The organism is Amycolatopsis sp. CA-161197 (assembly GCF_050942255.1).
Taxonomy (GTDB): Bacteria; Actinomycetota; Actinomycetes; order Mycobacteriales; family Pseudonocardiaceae; genus Amycolatopsis.
In genome coordinates this window covers 9,920,094-9,936,522 of record NZ_CP192059.1, presented here as the reverse complement: position 1 = coordinate 9,936,522, position 16,429 = coordinate 9,920,094, and the positions used below count along the sequence as shown (strand labels likewise).

Annotated in this window: 13 protein-coding genes and 1 other RNA gene; 10 read left to right on the top strand and 4 right to left on the bottom strand. The window is 72.8% G+C overall.

Features of this window, described 5'->3' with window-relative positions:
- The first annotated feature begins 86 nt into the window (after nt 1-86).
- The 3 genes from ACQPXB_RS47180 (at nt 87) to ACQPXB_RS47170 (ending at nt 4,308) form a co-directional block, all read left to right on the top strand.
- Nucleotides 87-836 (top strand): response regulator transcription factor, encoded by a 750-nt coding sequence (locus tag ACQPXB_RS47180; RefSeq protein ID WP_285971785.1) that lies wholly within the window; start codon nt 87-89, stop codon nt 834-836.
- A complete protein-coding gene (locus tag ACQPXB_RS47175; protein ID WP_386944595.1) occupies nt 814-2,328 on the top strand; it encodes a sensor histidine kinase in 1,515 nt (504 codons plus the stop codon). The genes ACQPXB_RS47180 and ACQPXB_RS47175 overlap by 23 nt, the downstream gene beginning before the upstream one ends.
- A 66-nt stretch (nt 2,329-2,394) precedes the next feature.
- A complete protein-coding gene (locus tag ACQPXB_RS47170; protein WP_432848552.1) occupies nt 2,395-4,308 on the top strand; it encodes an ArnT family glycosyltransferase in 1,914 nt (637 codons plus the stop codon).
- Here the strand turns inward: ACQPXB_RS47170 and ACQPXB_RS47165 are convergent.
- Complete coding sequence (locus tag ACQPXB_RS47165; protein WP_432848550.1) at nt 4,295-5,218, bottom strand: serine/threonine dehydratase; 924 nt, start codon at nt 5,216-5,218, stop codon at nt 4,295-4,297. The two genes, ACQPXB_RS47170 and ACQPXB_RS47165, sit on opposite strands and share 14 nt — an antisense overlap.
- A gap of 236 nt (nt 5,219-5,454) precedes the next feature.
- Here ACQPXB_RS47165 and ACQPXB_RS47160 point away from each other — a divergent pair, with 236 nt between their 5' ends.
- From ACQPXB_RS47160 to ffs, 3 genes are all read left to right on the top strand, one after another.
- Nucleotides 5,455-7,947, top strand: a complete 2,493-nt coding sequence (locus ACQPXB_RS47160; RefSeq protein WP_432848548.1) for a sensor histidine kinase — start codon at nt 5,455-5,457, stop codon at nt 7,945-7,947.
- Nucleotides 7,944-8,372 (top strand): roadblock/LC7 domain-containing protein, encoded by a 429-nt coding sequence (locus tag ACQPXB_RS47155; protein WP_364051435.1) that lies wholly within the window; start codon nt 7,944-7,946, stop codon nt 8,370-8,372. Before ACQPXB_RS47160 ends, ACQPXB_RS47155 begins: the two co-directional genes overlap by 4 nt.
- Nucleotides 8,373-8,400: 28 nt before the next feature.
- Nucleotides 8,401-8,495: signal recognition particle sRNA small type (gene ffs / locus ACQPXB_RS47150), an RNA gene on the top strand.
- A 26-nt stretch (nt 8,496-8,521) separates the two neighbouring features.
- On the opposite strand, the gene ACQPXB_RS47145 is transcribed toward ffs, so the two are convergent.
- Nucleotides 8,522-9,388 (bottom strand): spermidine synthase, encoded by an 867-nt coding sequence (locus ACQPXB_RS47145; protein WP_432848546.1) that lies wholly within the window; start codon nt 9,386-9,388, stop codon nt 8,522-8,524.
- Nucleotides 9,389-9,512: 124 nt separating this feature from the next.
- Between ACQPXB_RS47145 and ACQPXB_RS47140 the strand changes: the two genes are divergently transcribed.
- Together ACQPXB_RS47140 and ACQPXB_RS47135 are read left to right on the top strand one after the other, a co-directional pair.
- Entirely contained in the window at nt 9,513-11,105 is a 1,593-nt protein-coding gene (locus ACQPXB_RS47140) for an ALF repeat-containing protein (RefSeq protein WP_432848544.1), read from the top strand.
- 45 nt (nt 11,106-11,150) lie between these two features.
- Nucleotides 11,151-13,283, top strand: a complete 2,133-nt coding sequence (locus ACQPXB_RS47135; protein ID WP_432848542.1) for a DNA polymerase III subunit gamma and tau — start codon at nt 11,151-11,153, stop codon at nt 13,281-13,283.
- 14 nt (nt 13,284-13,297) lie between these two features.
- Here ACQPXB_RS47135 and ACQPXB_RS47130 read toward each other — a convergent pair whose 3' ends face one another.
- Nucleotides 13,298-14,155 (bottom strand): N-acetylmuramoyl-L-alanine amidase, encoded by an 858-nt coding sequence (locus ACQPXB_RS47130; protein ID WP_432857143.1) that lies wholly within the window; start codon nt 14,153-14,155, stop codon nt 13,298-13,300.
- A gap of 96 nt (nt 14,156-14,251) precedes the next feature.
- Here ACQPXB_RS47130 and ACQPXB_RS47125 point away from each other — a divergent pair, with 96 nt between their 5' ends.
- Together ACQPXB_RS47125 and recR are read left to right on the top strand one after the other, a co-directional pair.
- Nucleotides 14,252-14,611, top strand: a complete 360-nt coding sequence (locus ACQPXB_RS47125; RefSeq protein ID WP_366584052.1) for a YbaB/EbfC family nucleoid-associated protein — start codon at nt 14,252-14,254, stop codon at nt 14,609-14,611.
- A 3-nt stretch (nt 14,612-14,614) separates the two neighbouring features.
- Nucleotides 14,615-15,211 (top strand): recombination mediator RecR, encoded by a 597-nt coding sequence (gene recR, locus ACQPXB_RS47120; RefSeq protein WP_360601243.1) that lies wholly within the window; start codon nt 14,615-14,617, stop codon nt 15,209-15,211.
- Between the two features lie 70 nt (nt 15,212-15,281).
- On the opposite strand, the gene ACQPXB_RS47115 is transcribed toward recR, so the two are convergent.
- Nucleotides 15,282-16,379 carry a UDP-N-acetylglucosamine 2-epimerase gene (locus ACQPXB_RS47115; protein ID WP_366584051.1) on the bottom strand — a complete coding sequence of 366 codons (1,098 nt, stop codon included), beginning with the start codon at nt 16,377-16,379 and terminating at the stop codon, nt 15,282-15,284.
- Nucleotides 16,380-16,429 lie beyond the last annotated feature (50 nt).

Sequence of the window (16,429 nt, the reverse complement as noted above, 5' to 3'; positions counted from 1 at the left end):
AGAAGGCCACGAACGGCTGACCACCGCACAGGAAACGCACAGTCGCCGCACAGCTCGGCCTGAACACCGGCCCCGAGGATGGCACCATGAGCAGTATGAACGCGACGTCGCCCGGCCGGGGCAAGGACGAGTTGCGCCGCGCCGACGGCAGCCCGGTGCGGGTGCTGGTGGTGGACGACGAGTCGACGCTGGCCGAGCTCGTCGCCATGGCGCTGCGCATGGAGGGCTGGGAGGTGCGCAGCGCGGGCGACGGCACGGAAGCCGTCCGCGTGGCGCGCGACTTCCGGCCCGACGCCGTGGTGCTCGACGTGATGCTGCCCGACTTCGACGGCCTCGAGGTGCTGCGCCGCATGCGCGCCGAGGCGCCGTTCCTGCCGGTGCTGTTCCTCACCGCGAAGGACGCCGTCGAAGACCGCATCGCCGGACTCACCGCGGGCGGCGACGACTACGTCACCAAACCCTTCAGCCTCGAAGAAGTCGCGCTCCGTCTGCGCGCCCTCCTCCGGCGTGCCAACGGGGTGACGGGCGCCAGCGGTTCGCAGCTCGTGGTCGGCGACCTGACCCTCGACGAGGACAGCCGCGAGGTCCACCGCGGCGGCGACCTCGTGCCGCTCACCGCCACGGAGTTCGAGCTGCTGCGCTACCTCATGCGCAACCCCAAGCGCGTGCTGAGCAAGGCGCAGATCCTCGACCGCGTGTGGAGCTACGACTTCGGCGGCCAGGCCAACATCGTCGAGCTCTACATCTCCTACCTGCGCAAGAAGATCGACGCCGACCGCGAGCCCATGATCCACACGATGCGCGGCGCGGGGTATGTCCTCAAGCCCGCCGGCTGAGGTGCCCGCGCGCCGGCCGTGGTCGCTGCGGCGCCGGCTGATCGTGCAGCTGGCGGCGCTGCTGGCGCTCGTCTGCCTGGTCGTCGGCGTGGTCACGGAGTTCGCGCTGCAGGACTTCCTCGTCGGCCAGGTCGACAAGCGCCTCGCCGCGGCGACCGACCGCGGCTTCCGCAGCGGCGACCGGCCACCGTGGATCTACGGCGACAAACCGCCCCCCGACCCGCTGCGCGTGCTCGGCCAGGGCGACGGCACGCTCGCCGTCCAGGTCCACAACGGAGCCGTGCGCGCGGCCGTGCTCAACTTCGGCTCCGCGACGCCGTCGAAGGTCAAGCCGCCGCTGCAGTCGGTCTCCACCGCGCAGCAGAAGCTCCTGCTCGGCCTCCCGCCCGACGGCCACCGCCGCACCATCGACCTCGGCGGCGACCTCGGCGACTACCGGGTGATCGCGTCGTTCTCCCCGTCCGGCGACTTCTCCGTGGTCGGCCTGCCGCTCTCGGACGTCACGGACACGTTGTGGCGCTTGGGATTCATCTTCGGCGGGGTCGCGCTCGGCGGCATCATCGTGGCCGGCGTCGCGGGCGCGGTGACGATCCGGCGCACCATGGCGCCGCTCGACCGGCTGGCCGCCACCGCGTCGCGCGTGTCGGAACTGCAGCTCGACCGCGGCGAGGTGGCGCTGTCGGAGCGGGTGCCCGAAGTGGACACCGACCCGCGCACCGAGGTCGGCAAGGTCGGCTTCGCGCTCAACCGCATGCTCGGCCACATCGCCAACGCGCTGAAAGCCCGCCAGGCCAGCGAAAGCCGCGTGCGCCAGTTCGTCGCCGACGCGAGCCACGAGCTGCGCACGCCGCTGGCCGCCATCCGCGGCTACGCGGAGCTCACGCGGCGCAGCAAAGAGCAGGTGCCGCCCGACGTCGCGTTCGCCATGAACCGCGTCGAGTCCGAGTCGGCACGCATGACGACGCTGGTGGAGGACCTGCTGCTGCTCGCCCGGCTCGACTCCGGCCGCCCCGTCGTGCCCGAGCCGGTGGACCTCTCACGCCTGGTGGCCGACGCCGTCGCCGACTCCCACGTGGCAGGCCCCGACCACAAGTGGCGGCTCGAGGCTCCCGGCGAGCCGATCAGCGTGCTCGGCGACGCCGGCCAGCTGCACCAGGTCGTGCTCAATCTCCTGGGCAACGCCCGTACCCACACCCCGCCCGGCACCACCGTGACCACGGCGCTGTCCACACAGGACGGCTGGGTGCGGCTCTCGGTGCTCGACGACGGCCCCGGCATCCCGCCGGAAATCCTGCCGGACGTGTTCGAACGCTTCGCCCGCGGCGACAACTCGCGCTCCCGCGCGGCCGGCAGCACGGGCCTCGGTCTGGCCATCGTCGCCGCCGTCGTGGCCGCGCACAGCGGCCGCGTCTCGGTGTTCAGCGAGCCCGGACGAACCGAGTTCGTCGCCATGTTCCCGGAATACCGTGACCCGGCTATCACCCGGTCGTGAATGTCTCACAGGACGCGCACAGGAAGCGCACAAGGAGCCCACAAACCGCGTCGTGAGCATGGCCGCATGACGAGTGCCCTCACCGCGCCCGGACCGACCACAGTGGACCCGACACCCGCGGCCCCGCCGACGGAGCGGCCCAGATGGGTACGGCCGGCGGTCGCGGTGCTCCTGATCGCGACGGCTGCGCTGTATGTCACCGATGTCGCGATTTCGGGCTGGGGCAACGACTTCTACGCCATGGCCGTGCAGGCCGGCACCGAGAGCTGGAAGGCGTGGTTCTTCGGCTCGCTCGATCCGGGCAACGTGGTCACGGTCGACAAACCGCCGTTCTCGCTGTGGGTCATGGGGCTCTCCGGCCGGATCTTCGGCTTCTCCAGCTGGAGCATGCTGGTGCCCGACGCGCTGGCGGGCGTCGCGTCCGTCGGCCTGCTCTACCTCGCGGTGCGGCGCCTCTCCGGGCCGGGCGCCGGATTGCTCGCGGGCTCCGCGCTCGCGTTGACGCCGGTGGCGGCCCTGATGTTCCGTTTCAACAACCCCGACGCGTTCCTCGTGCTGCTCCTGGTCGCCGCAGGCTACTGCGTGGTGCGCGCGCTGGAGCACGCGAGCACGAAGTGGCTGCTGCTCGCGGGCGTCGCGATCGGGTTCGGGTTCCTCGACAAGATGCTGCAGGCCTTCCTGGTGCTGCCGGCGTTCGTGCTCGCCTACGCGGTGGCGGCGCCGACGTCGCTCGGCCGGCGCGTGTGGCAGCTGCTCGCCGCGGCCGGTGCGGTGCTCGTGTCGGCGGGGTGGTGGGTGCTGGCCGTCGCGCTGTGGCCCGCGGCTGACCGCCCGTACATCAGCGGTTCCACGAACAACAGCGTGCAGGAGCTGGCCTTCGGCTACAACGGGCTGGGCCGGATCTTCGGCCAGGGCCACGGCGGGGGCGGTGGCGCCCGGCCCGAGCTGCCCGCCGGCTTCGAGCTGCCGGACCGGGCCGCCGCCGGCGGCGGTGGCGGTTTCCGCGGCTTCGGCGGCGGAACGGGCCTCACGCGGCTGTTCACCGAGCAGTTCGGCGGCGAGGCGTCTTGGCTGCTGCCCGCCGCATTGATCGGGCTCGTCGCCGGGCTGTGGTTCACCCGCCGCGCCCCGCGCACCGACCGCACGCGCGCCGCGCTGCTGCTGTGGGGCGGCTGGATGGTCGTCTCGGTTGTGGTCTTCAGCTACATGAGCGGGATCATCCACCCGTACTACACGGTCGCGCTCGCGCCCGGCATCGCGGCGACGATCGCCATCGCGGCCCGCGAGCTGTGGCGCGGCCGCGCGCACTTCGCCCCGCGCGCGGTGCTCGCCCTGATGCTCGCGGCCACGGCCGTGTGGGCCTTCATCCTGCTCGCCCGCACGCCGGAGTGGCAGCCGTGGCTGCGCTACACCGTGCTGGTGCTGGGCGCGCTCGGCACGGCGGCCGTGCTCTTCGGCGCCGGCTCGCTCCGACGTGCGGCCCCGGCGGTCGCCGTGCTCGGGCTCGTGGCGGCGCTGCTCGGCACGGCGTCCTTCACCGTCGTCACGGCCGCGACCGCGCACACCGGCGGCCAGCCGTCGTCGGGGCCGGCGAACCAGCGTGGCGGGGGATTCCGCGGCGGCTTCGGCGGGACGACCGCGTCCACAGTGGATCTTGATCGACTTCTCCAGGCGACCACCACGAAGTGGGCTGCCGCGCAGACCGGCGCCATGCAGTCGGCCGGCCTCGCGCTCAGCAGCGGCAAGCCCGTGATGGCCATCGGCGGCTTCAGCGGCAGCGACCCGGCGCCGACGCTCGCGCAGTTCCAGCAGTACGTCGGCGCCGGCGAGGTGCACTACTTCGTGGCCGGCCGAGCCGGCGGTCGCGGCGGCTTCGGCGGCAGCCGCGGCACGGCCGGGCAGATCACCACCTGGGTCGAGCAGAACTTCCCCGCGACGACCGTCGACGGCACGACCGTCTACGACCTCACACGAAAGTAACGCTCGTGTTCGCTCCACAGAGGACGAAACAGGGCCGCGCGGCGGGCACGCGACCGGCGAGCCACGCCGCGAGCGGGACCGCCGCGGCCGGCTCCACGGCCAGGCGGAAATCGGCCCAGAGCCGGTCGCGCGCGGAGAGCAGCTCGGCGTCGCTGACCAGCACGGACGTGACGTTCGGGGCGTTCAGGATCCGGAAGGGCACTTCGCCCACGCGGGTCGCGCCGAGTGCAGACGCGGCCACGGAGTCGAGCGTGACGTCCACCGGCTGACCGGCTTCGAGCGCGGCGTGCAGCGCCTGGCAGCGCTCCGGCTCGACCGCGAACACGCGCCGCCGGTCGGCCGCCAGCGCCGTGCCCGCGGCGAGCCCGCCCCCGCCGACGGCGACCACCACGGCGTCGACGTCCGGGTCGTCCGCGACGATCTCGGCGGTCACGGTGCCCTGGCCGGCGACCACGTCGGGGTCGTCGTAGGCCGGCAGGTAACGCGTGCCGGGTTCGTCGCCGACGGCCAGCGCGGCGGCCGCCGCCTCCGCGTACGTGGCGCCGTGGCGGATCAGCTTCGCGCCGGCGGCCTCGATCCCGGCGGCCTTCGCGGGCGGCACGGACTCGGGCACGTACACGACGGCAGGCAGGCCGAGCGCCTGCGCGGCCGTCGCGACACCGAGGCCGTGGTTGCCGCCCGAAGCCGTGACGACACGGCGTGGAGCGGGGCCCGCGAGCAGTGCGTTGACGGCGCCGCGCAGCTTGAACGAACCACTGCGCTGCAGGTGCTCCAGCTTGAACACCACGGGCCGACCGTCGATTTCGGTCCGTAGCTGCGGCGTCCTCCGAACGTGTGGCCGGATGCGGTTCGCGGCTGCGGCCACGTCGGCGGGCGTCGGTGTACGCGGTGGTGTGCTCATACCGTCCATCTTTGTCGTGGGACACGCGGTCTTGAAGCGTTGTCGGGATCTTGTGCCAGTCGCTAAGCTCTCGCGCGGAAGAGCCAGGGGCCGGCCACCCTTGTCCGTTACGGTACGGGTCTCACTGTGCGTGTCGGGTTCTCTGTATGGGTCCCCCTTCGTGGTGTCATCCGTTCGGTCTTGCTCCTTTGTGTACAGATGTCCGCCCGCGGTGCCGTGAGCGGAGGAACGGGAAGGTGACGCTGATGCGCCACGGCAGGACCCGGCCCCGGTGGGCCGGTGCGCGGGTGCTGTCGAGACTCGGCATCCGCGGCAAGCTCAACCTGTTGCTCCTGCCGCCGCTGGCCGCCGTGCTGCTGGTCTCCGTGCCCTTCGTGGTCAAGCAGACCGGCAGCGTCGCCTCGGCCGACGACACCGTCCGCGCCGCGTGGAACACCCAGGAGCTCAGCGGGCTCGTCTGGCAGGTGCAGCGCGAGGGCGTGCTCGCCGCCGCGTTCGTGGCCGCGCCCTCGACGCCCGACTCCGACCTCGTGCACCAGCAGCAGACCGTCGACGCGACCGTCGGCCAGCTCCGCACCACGCTCGGCGCCGGGGCGCCGGCCGAGCTGAAGACGGCGCTGACGCGCGTCGCCTCCCTCGGTGACGAGCGGCAGAACACCTTGCACCGCAGCATTTCCGCCGAACGCATCGCCCGCACGTACGACACCGTGGTGAGCGCCCTGATCGACGGGCTGCAGCTCGTGCCGCGCACGGCCGCCGACGCCGAGGGCGCTCGTCAGCTCTCCGCGCTCGAAGCGCTCCTGCGCGCCGACGAAGAGGAGTCGCTGCGCGTCACCGCGCTGGTCGTGGCGGCCCAGTCGCAGTCGGCCGGACAGTCCCTCCTGGACGAAGCGACCCAGCGGGCGCAGGTGCACGCCGACCGCTTCACGCAGCTCGCCGGCCACGACCAGGCCGCGATCCTGGCGGACGTCGACTCCGGCGAGGCCGCCCACCGCGTCGACCAGCTCGCCACGCAGCTGCCCGAGCCGGACGCTGCGCCCGAGCCCTACGTCCACGACGTCGTGGCGGCCGGTCAGCAGCAGGCCGCCGAACGCCGCACCGCGCAGGACCGCGTGACGGCCGAGATCAACGCCGCGGCCGGCGACCGCGCGGCCGCCGCGACGCGGCTGGCCTGGCTGGTCGGCGGCGGCGCGGCCGTCCTCTTCGGACTCGTCGCGTTCCTCGCGATCGCCGTGAGCCGCTCGATCGCCGAGCCGCTGCGCCGCCTCACGTCGGCCGCCACCTCTGTCGCCGACCTGGCCGACGCCGAGCTCGTCCGCGTCGGCGACACCGAGACCGACGACGACCAGACACCCCGCCTGGCGACCATCGACGTCGCCTCCGACGACGAGCTGGGCGAGCTCGCCACCGCGTTCAACCGGGTCCAGACCACCGCCGCCGCCCTGGTCGAGCGGCAGACGCTGACGCGGCGCAACACGAGCCTGATGTTCGCGAACGTCGCGAAGCGCACGCAGAACCTCGTCGGCCGCCAGCTCGCGCTCGTCGACGAGCTCGAACGCCACGAGCAGGATTCGCGCGCGCTCGCGGGGCTGTTCCGGCTCGACCACCTGTCCGCGCGCCTGCGCCGCACCGCCGACAACCTCCTCGTCATCTCCGGCACCCACGACGAGAACCCGATCGCCGGCCCGATCCAGCTGTCCACCGCCGTGCGCGCGGCGCTGGCCGAGATCGAGGACTTCCCCCGCGTGCGGCTGGGGGAGCTGCCCGACGTGCAGCTGACGTCCTCGCTCGGCGCCGACCTCGTCCGGCTTTTCGCGGAGCTGCTGGAGAACGCGACGTCGTTCTCCGCACCGACCACGAGCGTCGAGGTCGAGACGGAGTTCCTGGAGTCCGGCGACCTCGTCGTCGCGATCGTCGACCACGGCATCGGCATGGCCGCGGAAACACTGGCGCAGGAGAACCGCCGCCTGCTGGAACGCGAACGCCTCGAGCTCGCGCCGACGAGCGTGCTCGGCCTGTTCGTGGCCGGCCGGCTCGCGCGGCGGCATTCGCTGGGAGTCGAACTCACCTCCACTCCGGACACGGGCGGGGTCACCGCGCGCGTCACCGTGCCGGCCGCGCAGTTCGACCGCATGGACGCGCCGGTCGAGGACAAGCCGGTGGAATCGGCGCCGGCGGCCGAAGCCGCGGGCCTGTTCGACGCGGGCCGCGCGCCCGAACCCCTGCCGGCGCCCGCGATCGCGGTCCTGGAAACGGCGTCGCTCGGCTTCACGTGGTTCCGCGACCCGGAACCCGAGCCCGAGCCGGAACCCGGACCCGAGTGGCCCGACGCCGAACCCGACGAGCCGCCCGCGTCCGGCTTCATCCTCGACGGCGACGACCTCGCCACCTCGCTGTCCGCCGACCCGCCGGTGCCGGCCCAGCAGACGGTGGAGACCGCCGTCGCCCGCGCGAAGGAGCTGGCGGCGAAGCTGGAACGCACGAAGTCCGCCGTGCACGGCCTCACCACGCAGCGGTTCGCGCCGCTGGACCAGGAGCTGACCCGCCGCGTCCCCGGCGCTCAGCTGGCCCCGGGCCTCAAGGCGCAGCAGACCATCCGCACCCCGCTGCGCGCCGTCCGCCGCGGTTTGCGTGATCCGGCCGCGGAACGGGCAGTCTTCGATTCGTACTCCGACGGCGTGGCCAAGGCAGACGCGTCGCGAGCCACCGCCACCGCCAACGCAGGAGGAGAGACATGACGATCCCGGAAGTCAGCGCCGAAGCCCAGAACTTCAACTGGCTGGTCAACCGCTTCGCGCTCCACACCGCCGGCGCGATCGCCGCCCTCGCGGTGTCGTCCGACGGCCTGCTCATCGCCATGTCCCAGGAGCTCGAACGCGCCAACGCCGACCGTCTCGCCGCCATCTCGTCCGCGATGCTGGGCCTCGCCCAGGGCGTCGCCGACAGCCACCCGCTGGGCTCGCCGGACAAGGTGATCGTCGAGCTCGAGCGCGGCTACCTGCTGGTCTGCACCATCAGCGTCGGTTGCTCGCTCGGCGTGCTGGCCAACAAACAGGCCAGCCTGGGCACCATCGCGTACGAGATGGCGATGTTCGCCAACCGTGCCACCGAGGTCCTGACGCCGGCGCTCATCGAGGAGCTCAAACAAGCGGTCGGCAGCTAGGCGCGGGGTCGCCTCCGCTACACTGGACAACGGACCCCGCGCGGCGTCCACCCTGTGAACCTCCCCAGGGCCGGAAGGCAGCAAGGATAAGCAGGCTCTGACGGGTGCGCGGGGTCCCCTTTGTTTCCGGGGCTGTTTTCGGGGCCGGTTCAGAACAGCCCGAGCACGTCCTCCGGCGGCACCGGCGACGCGACCGGCTCGGCGTCTCGCACCGGCAGCGCCTTCCCGCGAAGCTTCCCCAGCTCGTCGCCGGACACGCAGCGCGCCGGGTACGCCGACGAAGCCGCCCTGCGCGTCAGGACGTCCACCGGCAGCTCGGCGCGCGAAGCCGCCACCACGACGTTGCCGAACCGCCGCCCGCGCAGCACCCCGGGCTCGGCCAGCAGCACGACGTGCGGGAACGCCTCGCCGACCGTCGCCAGGAACCGGCGCACGAACGCCAGCCCGGGCCCGTCGGTGATGTTCGCCAGCATCACGCCGCCGCCGCGCAGCACGCGCGCCACGTCGGTCACGAACTCCACCGTCGCCAGGCCGCCCGCGAACGACGCCCGCTCGAACGCGTCCACCACCACGAGGTCCGCCGACGCGTCGTAGCGGGACGCCACGCCCTCGCGCCCGCCCTCGATCCGCACCTTCAACCGCGGCACGCTGCGCAGGTCGAGCTGCTCGCGCACCAGCTCGATCAACGGCCCGTCGGCGTCGAACACCAGCTGGCGCGACCCCGCCCGCGTCGCCGCCACGTAGCGGGCGAGGGTGCACCCGGCGCCGCCCACGTGCAGCGCGTCGAGCGGCCCTTCGGGCAGGCAGTCGACGACATCGCCGAGCCGCCGCACGTAGTCGAACTCCAGGTTCGTCGGATCGTCGAGGTCGACGTACGACTGCGCCACCCCGTCGACCGAGATGAGCCACGCGCCTGCCCGATCGGCGTCGGCGAGCAGCTCGGCCGTGCCGAACCGCACCGGGTACTTCCCCGGCCGCGGCCCACCCTTGTCACGGCTGCGGGCAGAACGGCTCACGGGGTTCCTCTCTTCGGACGAGTCTGTCCGAGCGTACTTGTGGCGGTTTCGGGTGAACCTGAAACGCCTTCGTGTCCCCGGCGATAAGGGTTCGGAAGATCCTTTACCGATGTGGGGGAAACCGTTGAACGGGACAAGACTGCTCGTCGCCGGCGCTGTGCTGGCGCTCGGGCTGGGGATCGCCACGCCGGCGAGCGCCGACGTGCTGAGCGACCGCGCGCAGGCCGTGGCGCTGTACGAGACCGGCGGCCCGACGATGACGAGCGAGGCCCGCAAGGCCCTGCTCGGCACCGCCGACGAGTTGCGTGAGTTCCTCGCCACCGGCCGGCAGAACGCGCAGGACAACGACGAGCGCCTGCTCGTCGACCAGGCGATGGCCGCGGGTGGGCCGATCGTGAAGCGGGACGCGCAGAAGGCGCTCGACGGCACGCCCGACGACATCCGGGCGTTCCTGGCCACCGGGCTGCAGGTTTCGCGTGAGATCGACGAGGACCTGCTGGTCAACCAGGCCATGTCCGCGGGCGGCCCCGGCGTGAAGCGGGCGGCGCAGATCGCGCTCGACGGCACCCCGGCCGACCGGCACGAGTTCCTGCAGACCGGCCTCGCCCAGGCCCAGGCCGACGACGACCGCGTGCGCGCCACGCAGGTCATGTCCGCCGGCGGGCCCGAGGTCCACGCGGCCGGCCAGCAGGCCCTGAACGGCACGATCGAGGACGTCCGCTACTACCTGTCCCTGTGGAGCGGGGTCGCCGCGGCGGGCGACACCGAGATCGCGGCCGTGACGCACCAGCGCGACCTCGCGCGCAAGGCCGCGGACTTCCATTTCAAGGCCCAGGCGCAGGCGGCGGCCGACTCGGCGGCGAAGCTCGCGAGCGACGCCCGCAAGGCGAACGCCGACCGGCTGGCCAAGCAGCTCGCCGCGGGACAGGCGGCCGGGCAGAAGGCGGCCGCTGACGCCGCGAAGGCCGAGGCCGACGCCCAAGCGAAGGCCGACGAAGCGGCGCAGCTCGCGGCAGAGAAGGACCGGCAGCTCGCCGAGGCCGTCGCGCCGGGCACCGACCCGGCGCTCGCGCTGACCGACGGCCGCTCGGCTGCGCTGTACCTGCTGCGCAACGCCGGCACCGCCGTCCGCACCGCGGCCCGCGCGGCGCTGAGCGGCACGGACGAGAACCTCACCGCGTTCGTCCGCACCGGCCTCGACACCGCGCAGGAGGCCGACGACCGCGCGGCCGTCACGGCGATCGCCAACGGCGACGGGAAGCCCGCGCTGAAGCAGGCCGCGGCCGACGCGCTGGCCGGCACCTGGGCTCAGGTCAAGGAGTTCCTGCGCACCAAGAACTACCCGGGCAAGGACGTGGACGAACGCGTGGCCGTGGACCAGATCATGGCCGCCGGTGGTCCCGCGACGAAGGCACGGGCGCAGGAAGCGCTCGACGGCACGCCGGCGGACATCACCGCGTTCCTCGAGAAGGGGCAGTACCAGGCGAAGGAGATCGACGCCCGCATCTTCGTCGGCCGGGCCATGTCCGCCCCCGGGGCCGACGAGGTCAACGCGGTCGCGCAGGGTGCGCTCGACGGCCCGGACTCGGCGCTCGAGGCGTTCTTCGCCAATGAGGTGCCGCGCGCCCAGCAGCGTGACGCCACGACCGCCGCACACGTCGCCGCGGTGAACGCGCTGGTCGCGGACGCGGCGAAGGCGGCCGCCTCGGTGCGCTGACCTGGCCAGGCGAAGGTTGTCGGTCGGTGCCGGTACTCTCGCGGAGTGGCTCTCGCGCTGTACCGCAAGTACCGTCCGGCGACCTTCGCCGAGGTCGTCGGCCAGGAGCATGTGACCGAACCGCTGCGGACCGCTCTCGCGGCGGGCCGCATCAACCACGCGTACCTCTTCTCCGGGCCGCGCGGCTGCGGGAAGACGTCGAGCGCGCGCATCATGGCGCGCTCGCTCAACTGCGTCGAAGGACCGACGCCGGACCCGTGCGGCAAGTGCAACTCGTGCCGCGCGCTGGCGCCCGAGGGCCCCGGCAGCGTCGACGTCACGGAGCTCGACGCGGCCAGCCACGGTGGTGTCGACGACGCCCGCGAGCTGCGCGACAAGGCCTTCTACGCGCCCGCCGAGTCGCGCTACCGCGTGTTCATCATCGACGAGGCGCACATGGTCACCACGCAGGGCTTCAACGCCCTGCTGAAGATCGTGGAAGAGCCGCCCGAGCACCTGATCTTCATCTTCGCGACGACCGAGCCGGACAAGGTGCTCACCACCATCCGCTCGCGCACGCACCACTACCCGTTCCGCCTGATCCCGCCGAGTTCGATGCGCGCGCTGCTGGAGCGCAACGTCGCGGCCGAGGGCGCGCAGGTCGAGCCCGCCGTGTACCCGCTGGTGATCCGCGCGGGCGGCGGCTCGGCGCGTGACACGCAGTCGGTGCTCGACCAGCTGCTGGCCGGTGCGGGGCCCGAGGGCGTCACGTACTCGCGCGCGGTGTCGCTGCTGGGCGTCACCGACGTCGCGCTGATCGACGACATGGTCGACGCGCTGTCGGCCGAAGACGCGGCCACGGTGTTCAGCACGGTCGAGAAGCTCGCCGACGCCGGCCACGACCCGCGCCGCTTCGCGACCGACCTGCTCGACCGCCTGCGTGACCTCGTGCTGATGCGCTCGGTGCCCGAGGCCGGCGAGCGCGGTCTGGTGTCCGCGCCCGCCGAGGAGCTGGGCCGGATGAGCGCGCAGTCCGAACGCATCGGTCTCGGCACGCTGTCGCGCTACGCCGACATCGTCCACAATGGACTTCTCGAGATGCGCGGCGCAACTTCGCCGCGGCTCGTGCTCGAACTGCTGTGCGCGCGGATGCTGCTGCCTTCGGTCACGGAGTCGGAAAAGGCTTTGCTGGCAAGGATCGAGCGGCTCGAACGCCGTGCCGTCGTCGCCGGTGGTGGCGGTGAGGCGGGGGTCGAGCCGCAGCTGCGGTCGGCTCCCGCGCCGGAGCGGGAGTTCCAGCGCCCTTCGCAGCGCCCGGCTTCCGCGGCGCCTGCTGCTCCGGCCGCCGAGCCGCCGGTGCGGGCTCAAGCGCCCGCGGCGGCACCGTCGCGGCCTGCGGCTCAGCCGCCGGCTCCGGCGCGTCCGGCGGAAGAGCCTGTCGCATCCGCGGCCCCGGCCCCGTCCGACGACGGCTGGGGCACCCCGCGGACGCCGGGCGGCACCGCGGCGCCCGCGCCCGCCGCCGCCCCCGAACCGGCTCCCGAACCGTCGGCCCCCGCCGCCGCGTCCGAAGGCGGCCTCGACGCCGCCGCGATCCGCAACGTCTGGCCGCAGCTGCTGGCCGCGCTGCGCAAGCTGGCCGGCGGCCGCAGCCTCGAAGCGATGCTCACGCAGGCGACTGTCGTCGACGTCGAGGGCACGAGCGTCACCCTCACGCACAAGTCCGAGCCCCTCGCCCGGCGCCTGTCCGACCAGGACAACGCGCGCAAGATCGCCGGCGCGCTGTCTGACGTGCTGGGTGGCGAGTGGCAGGTTCGCTGCGTCCACGGCGCCGCCGCGGCCGCCGCTCCGTCCCGCGCCGCCGCGCCCCAGCGTCAGCAGGCCGCGCCCGCGCCGGAGCGCTCGTTCACGCGCCCATCAGCCGCTCCGTCCGCCCCCGCCGCCGCGGCCCCCGCGCCGCAGCAGCAACAGGCCGCACCCGAGCCCCCGCGCGCCCCGGAACCGCCGGCGCGCCCGAAGGTCACCACCGCCGAGCCGGACATCCCGCTCCCGCCCGAACCCTCGGACGAGGACGACGACATCTACTCGGAGGACTCGAGCCCCGTCCCGCCGCCGCCTCCGCCGGCTCCGGACGAGGACCCGGACGAGATCGCCCGCAAGCTCATCTCCGACCACCTGGGCGCGCGTCCGCTCGACTAGCGCCACCCCGCGCGTCACGCGAGATAGGCCTCGATCGCTTCGGCGATGGCGGCCGCGTACTTCGCGCGCCCGGCAGCCGACGACATCAGCGCCGCCTCCGCGGCGTTGCGCATGTTGCCGCACTCCACCAGCACCGTCGGGCGGGTCGAGAGGTTCAGCCCGCCGAGGTCGGAGCGCGCGGACAGGCCCGCGCTGCCGATGTAGGTGGACGTGGTGAACCCGTCGGCGCGCAGCCCGTCGCGCAGGGCGCGGGCCAGCCGCGTCGACGGGGCGCCCTGGGCCGCGTTCAGCGGCGGCGACGAGTACGCGACGTGGAACCCGTGCGCGCCGGCGGAGGTGGAGCCGTCGGCGTGGATGGAGACGACCGCGTCGGCCTCGGCTTCGTTGCCGATTTCCGCCCGGCGGTCGACGCACGGGCCCACGCCGGTGTCGTTCGTGCGGGTGTAGACGACCTTGATCCCCTTGGCCGCCAACGCGTTCCCGACTTCCTGCGCCACCGCGAAGTTGAACGCGTGCTCGGAGTACCCCGCGTTGGTGGCCGTGCCGGTCGTGTTGCACGGCTTCATCTCGCCGCGTCCGGCCGGGACGCTGCGGTTGATGTCCTTCGGGTGCGACGCGTTGCCGCCGTTGTGCCCGGGGTCGAGCACCACGACCTTGCCCGTCACCGCGGGCCCGGCGGACTTGGCCGAGGACGTCGACGGCACCGGTGGGGGCGAAGTCGCCGAGGAGGAAGCCGCCGAAGACGTCGTGGTCACGGGCGCCGACGTACTCGGCGCCGGAGCCGCGGCCGGCGTCCCGCCGCCACCGGAACACGCCGTGAGCAGCACCAGGCCGGCCAGCAGCGGGAGAGGGTTCACGCGCACGGCGACCACCGTGCCACAGGCGTGCGCGTGGCGCCTGGGCAGGCAGCGCGGCGACGCGGCTACGCTGGGGAGGAACACCCAGTGGCGGAAGGATCGAGAGCGATCATGGTGCAACCCGGCGGCGGCTTCGACCTGTCGCAGATCATGCAGCAGGCGCAGCAGATGCAGCAGAAGCTGGTCGAGGCGCAGGAGGAGCTCGCGAACACCGAGGTCACGGGCACCGCGGGCGGCGGCCTGGTCACCGCGACGGTGTCCGGCGACAGCCAGCTCAAGAACCTCGTGATCGACCCCAAGGTGGTCGACCCGGACGACGTCGAGACCCTGGCCGACCTCGTGGTCGCCGCGGTGCGCGACGCGTCGGCGAACGCGCAAAAGCTCACCGAGCAGAAGCTCGGCCCCCTGGCCGGCGGCCTCGGCGGTGGCGGTGGGATGCCGGACCTCGGCGCCCTCGGGTTCGGCGGCTGACCCTTGTACGAGGGTGTGGTCCAGGACCTGATCGACGAGCTCGGGCGGCTGCCCGGGGTCGGGCCGAAGAGCGCCCAGCGCATCGCTTTCCACCTCCTGGCAACGGATCCCGCCGACATCGGGCGGCTGCAGGACGTGCTCGGCAAGGTCAAGGAAGGCGTGCAGTTCTGCGAGATCTGCGGCAACGTCTCCGAGCAGCAGACCTGCCGCATCTGCCGGGACGAGCGCCGCGACCTCACGGTGATCTGCGTGGTCGAGGAGCCGAAAGACGTCCTGGCCGTGGAGCGCACGCGCGAGTTCAAGGGCCGCTACCACGTCCTGGGCGGGGCGCTCGACCCGTTGTCGGGCATCGGGCCGGAGCAGCTGCGCATGCGTGAGCTGCTCAAGCGCATCGGTGAGGCGGACGTCAAGGAGATCATCATCGCGACGGACCCGAACACCGAGGGCGAGGCCACGGCCACCTACCTGGTCCGCATGCTGCGCGACTTCCCCGGCCTGTCCGTCACGCGGCTGGCCTCGGGCCTGCCCATGGGCGGCGACCTGGAGTTCGCCGACGAGCTGACCCTCGGCCGCGCGCTGTCCGGCCGGCGAGCGCTGTAGCCGACAAACGCTGTAGCGACACAAACGGCCCCCTCACCGCGGTGAGGGGGCCGTTTCGCGTTGCCGTGGTTCAGCAGTAGCCGAGCTGCGCCAGCGTGTCGACGATGATGTCGGACGGGTGGTATTTGTCCATCCAGGACTCACCGCGGCGGTTCTGGTACGTGTCCAGGAAGTTCTGCAGCTTGTCACCGCGCATTTCGGTGAGCACGACCGTTTCGCCGAGGTGCTGGGGCGTTTCGGTGCGCTCGCGGTGGACCGCGCAGGGGAGGCCGAGGTAGTAGCACTCGGCGGACAGGCCGCCGGAGTCCGTGACGACGTACTCGGCCTTCGCGACCAGCGGCAGGAACTTCAGGTACCGCATCTTGGGCTGCGCGATGAACTTGTCGTCGAACAGGTTGTCCAGGCCCAGCGACCGGATCTTCTCCCGCTCCGGCGCGCCCGCCATGTACAGGATCGGCATCTTGCGGCTCTGCTCGCGCAGGATCTCCAGCGCCTCGCGGTACTTGTCCGCGCGCGAGACGAGCTCGAAGCGGTGCAGCGTGGCGAGGCCGAACTTCTCCGGCAGGTTCGGCACGTCCAGCGGTTGGTTGATCGCCAGGCGCATCGCGTCGATCGCGGTGTTCGCCTCGGTGTCGACGACGACGCCGCGCGCGTGGCGCAGGTTGTTGACCTCACGCGAAGTGGGCGCGAAGTGAATGTCGACGATCTTCGCGGCGATCTTGCGGTTCAGCTCCTCGGGCAGCGGCGACAGGATGCTGCCCGACCGCGCGCCCGCCTCGACGTGCCCGACGCGCGACTTCAGGATGCGCTTGCCGATCAGCGACCCGTACGGCGTGGTGAACGTGTCTCCGTGCACCAGCACCAGCGGCGGCCGCCCGTCCTCGACGAGCGCGGCGCGCAACTCGGCCCGCCGGCCCCACGCGGTGCGCAGCACCTGCGCCGCCCAGCCCGGCACCTGCGCCGGCGACTCCAGGTTGTGGGCCTTGTCCCGCGGCATGAGCCAGACGTCGGGCTCCGGCAGCTTCAGGTCGGACAGCGCGTCCGCGACCTCGTCCACGTGCTGCGCGGTGAACCAGATCTTCGGCCGCACCCCGCGCTCCGCGATCCCGTGGTAGACCGGTGCGATCTTGATCAGTTCCGCGGTGGTGCCGAGAATAAAGGAAATCACCGGAAGGCCCGTTTCTGGTCGGTATGCGGTGTCCGAAGGATACTGGGCAC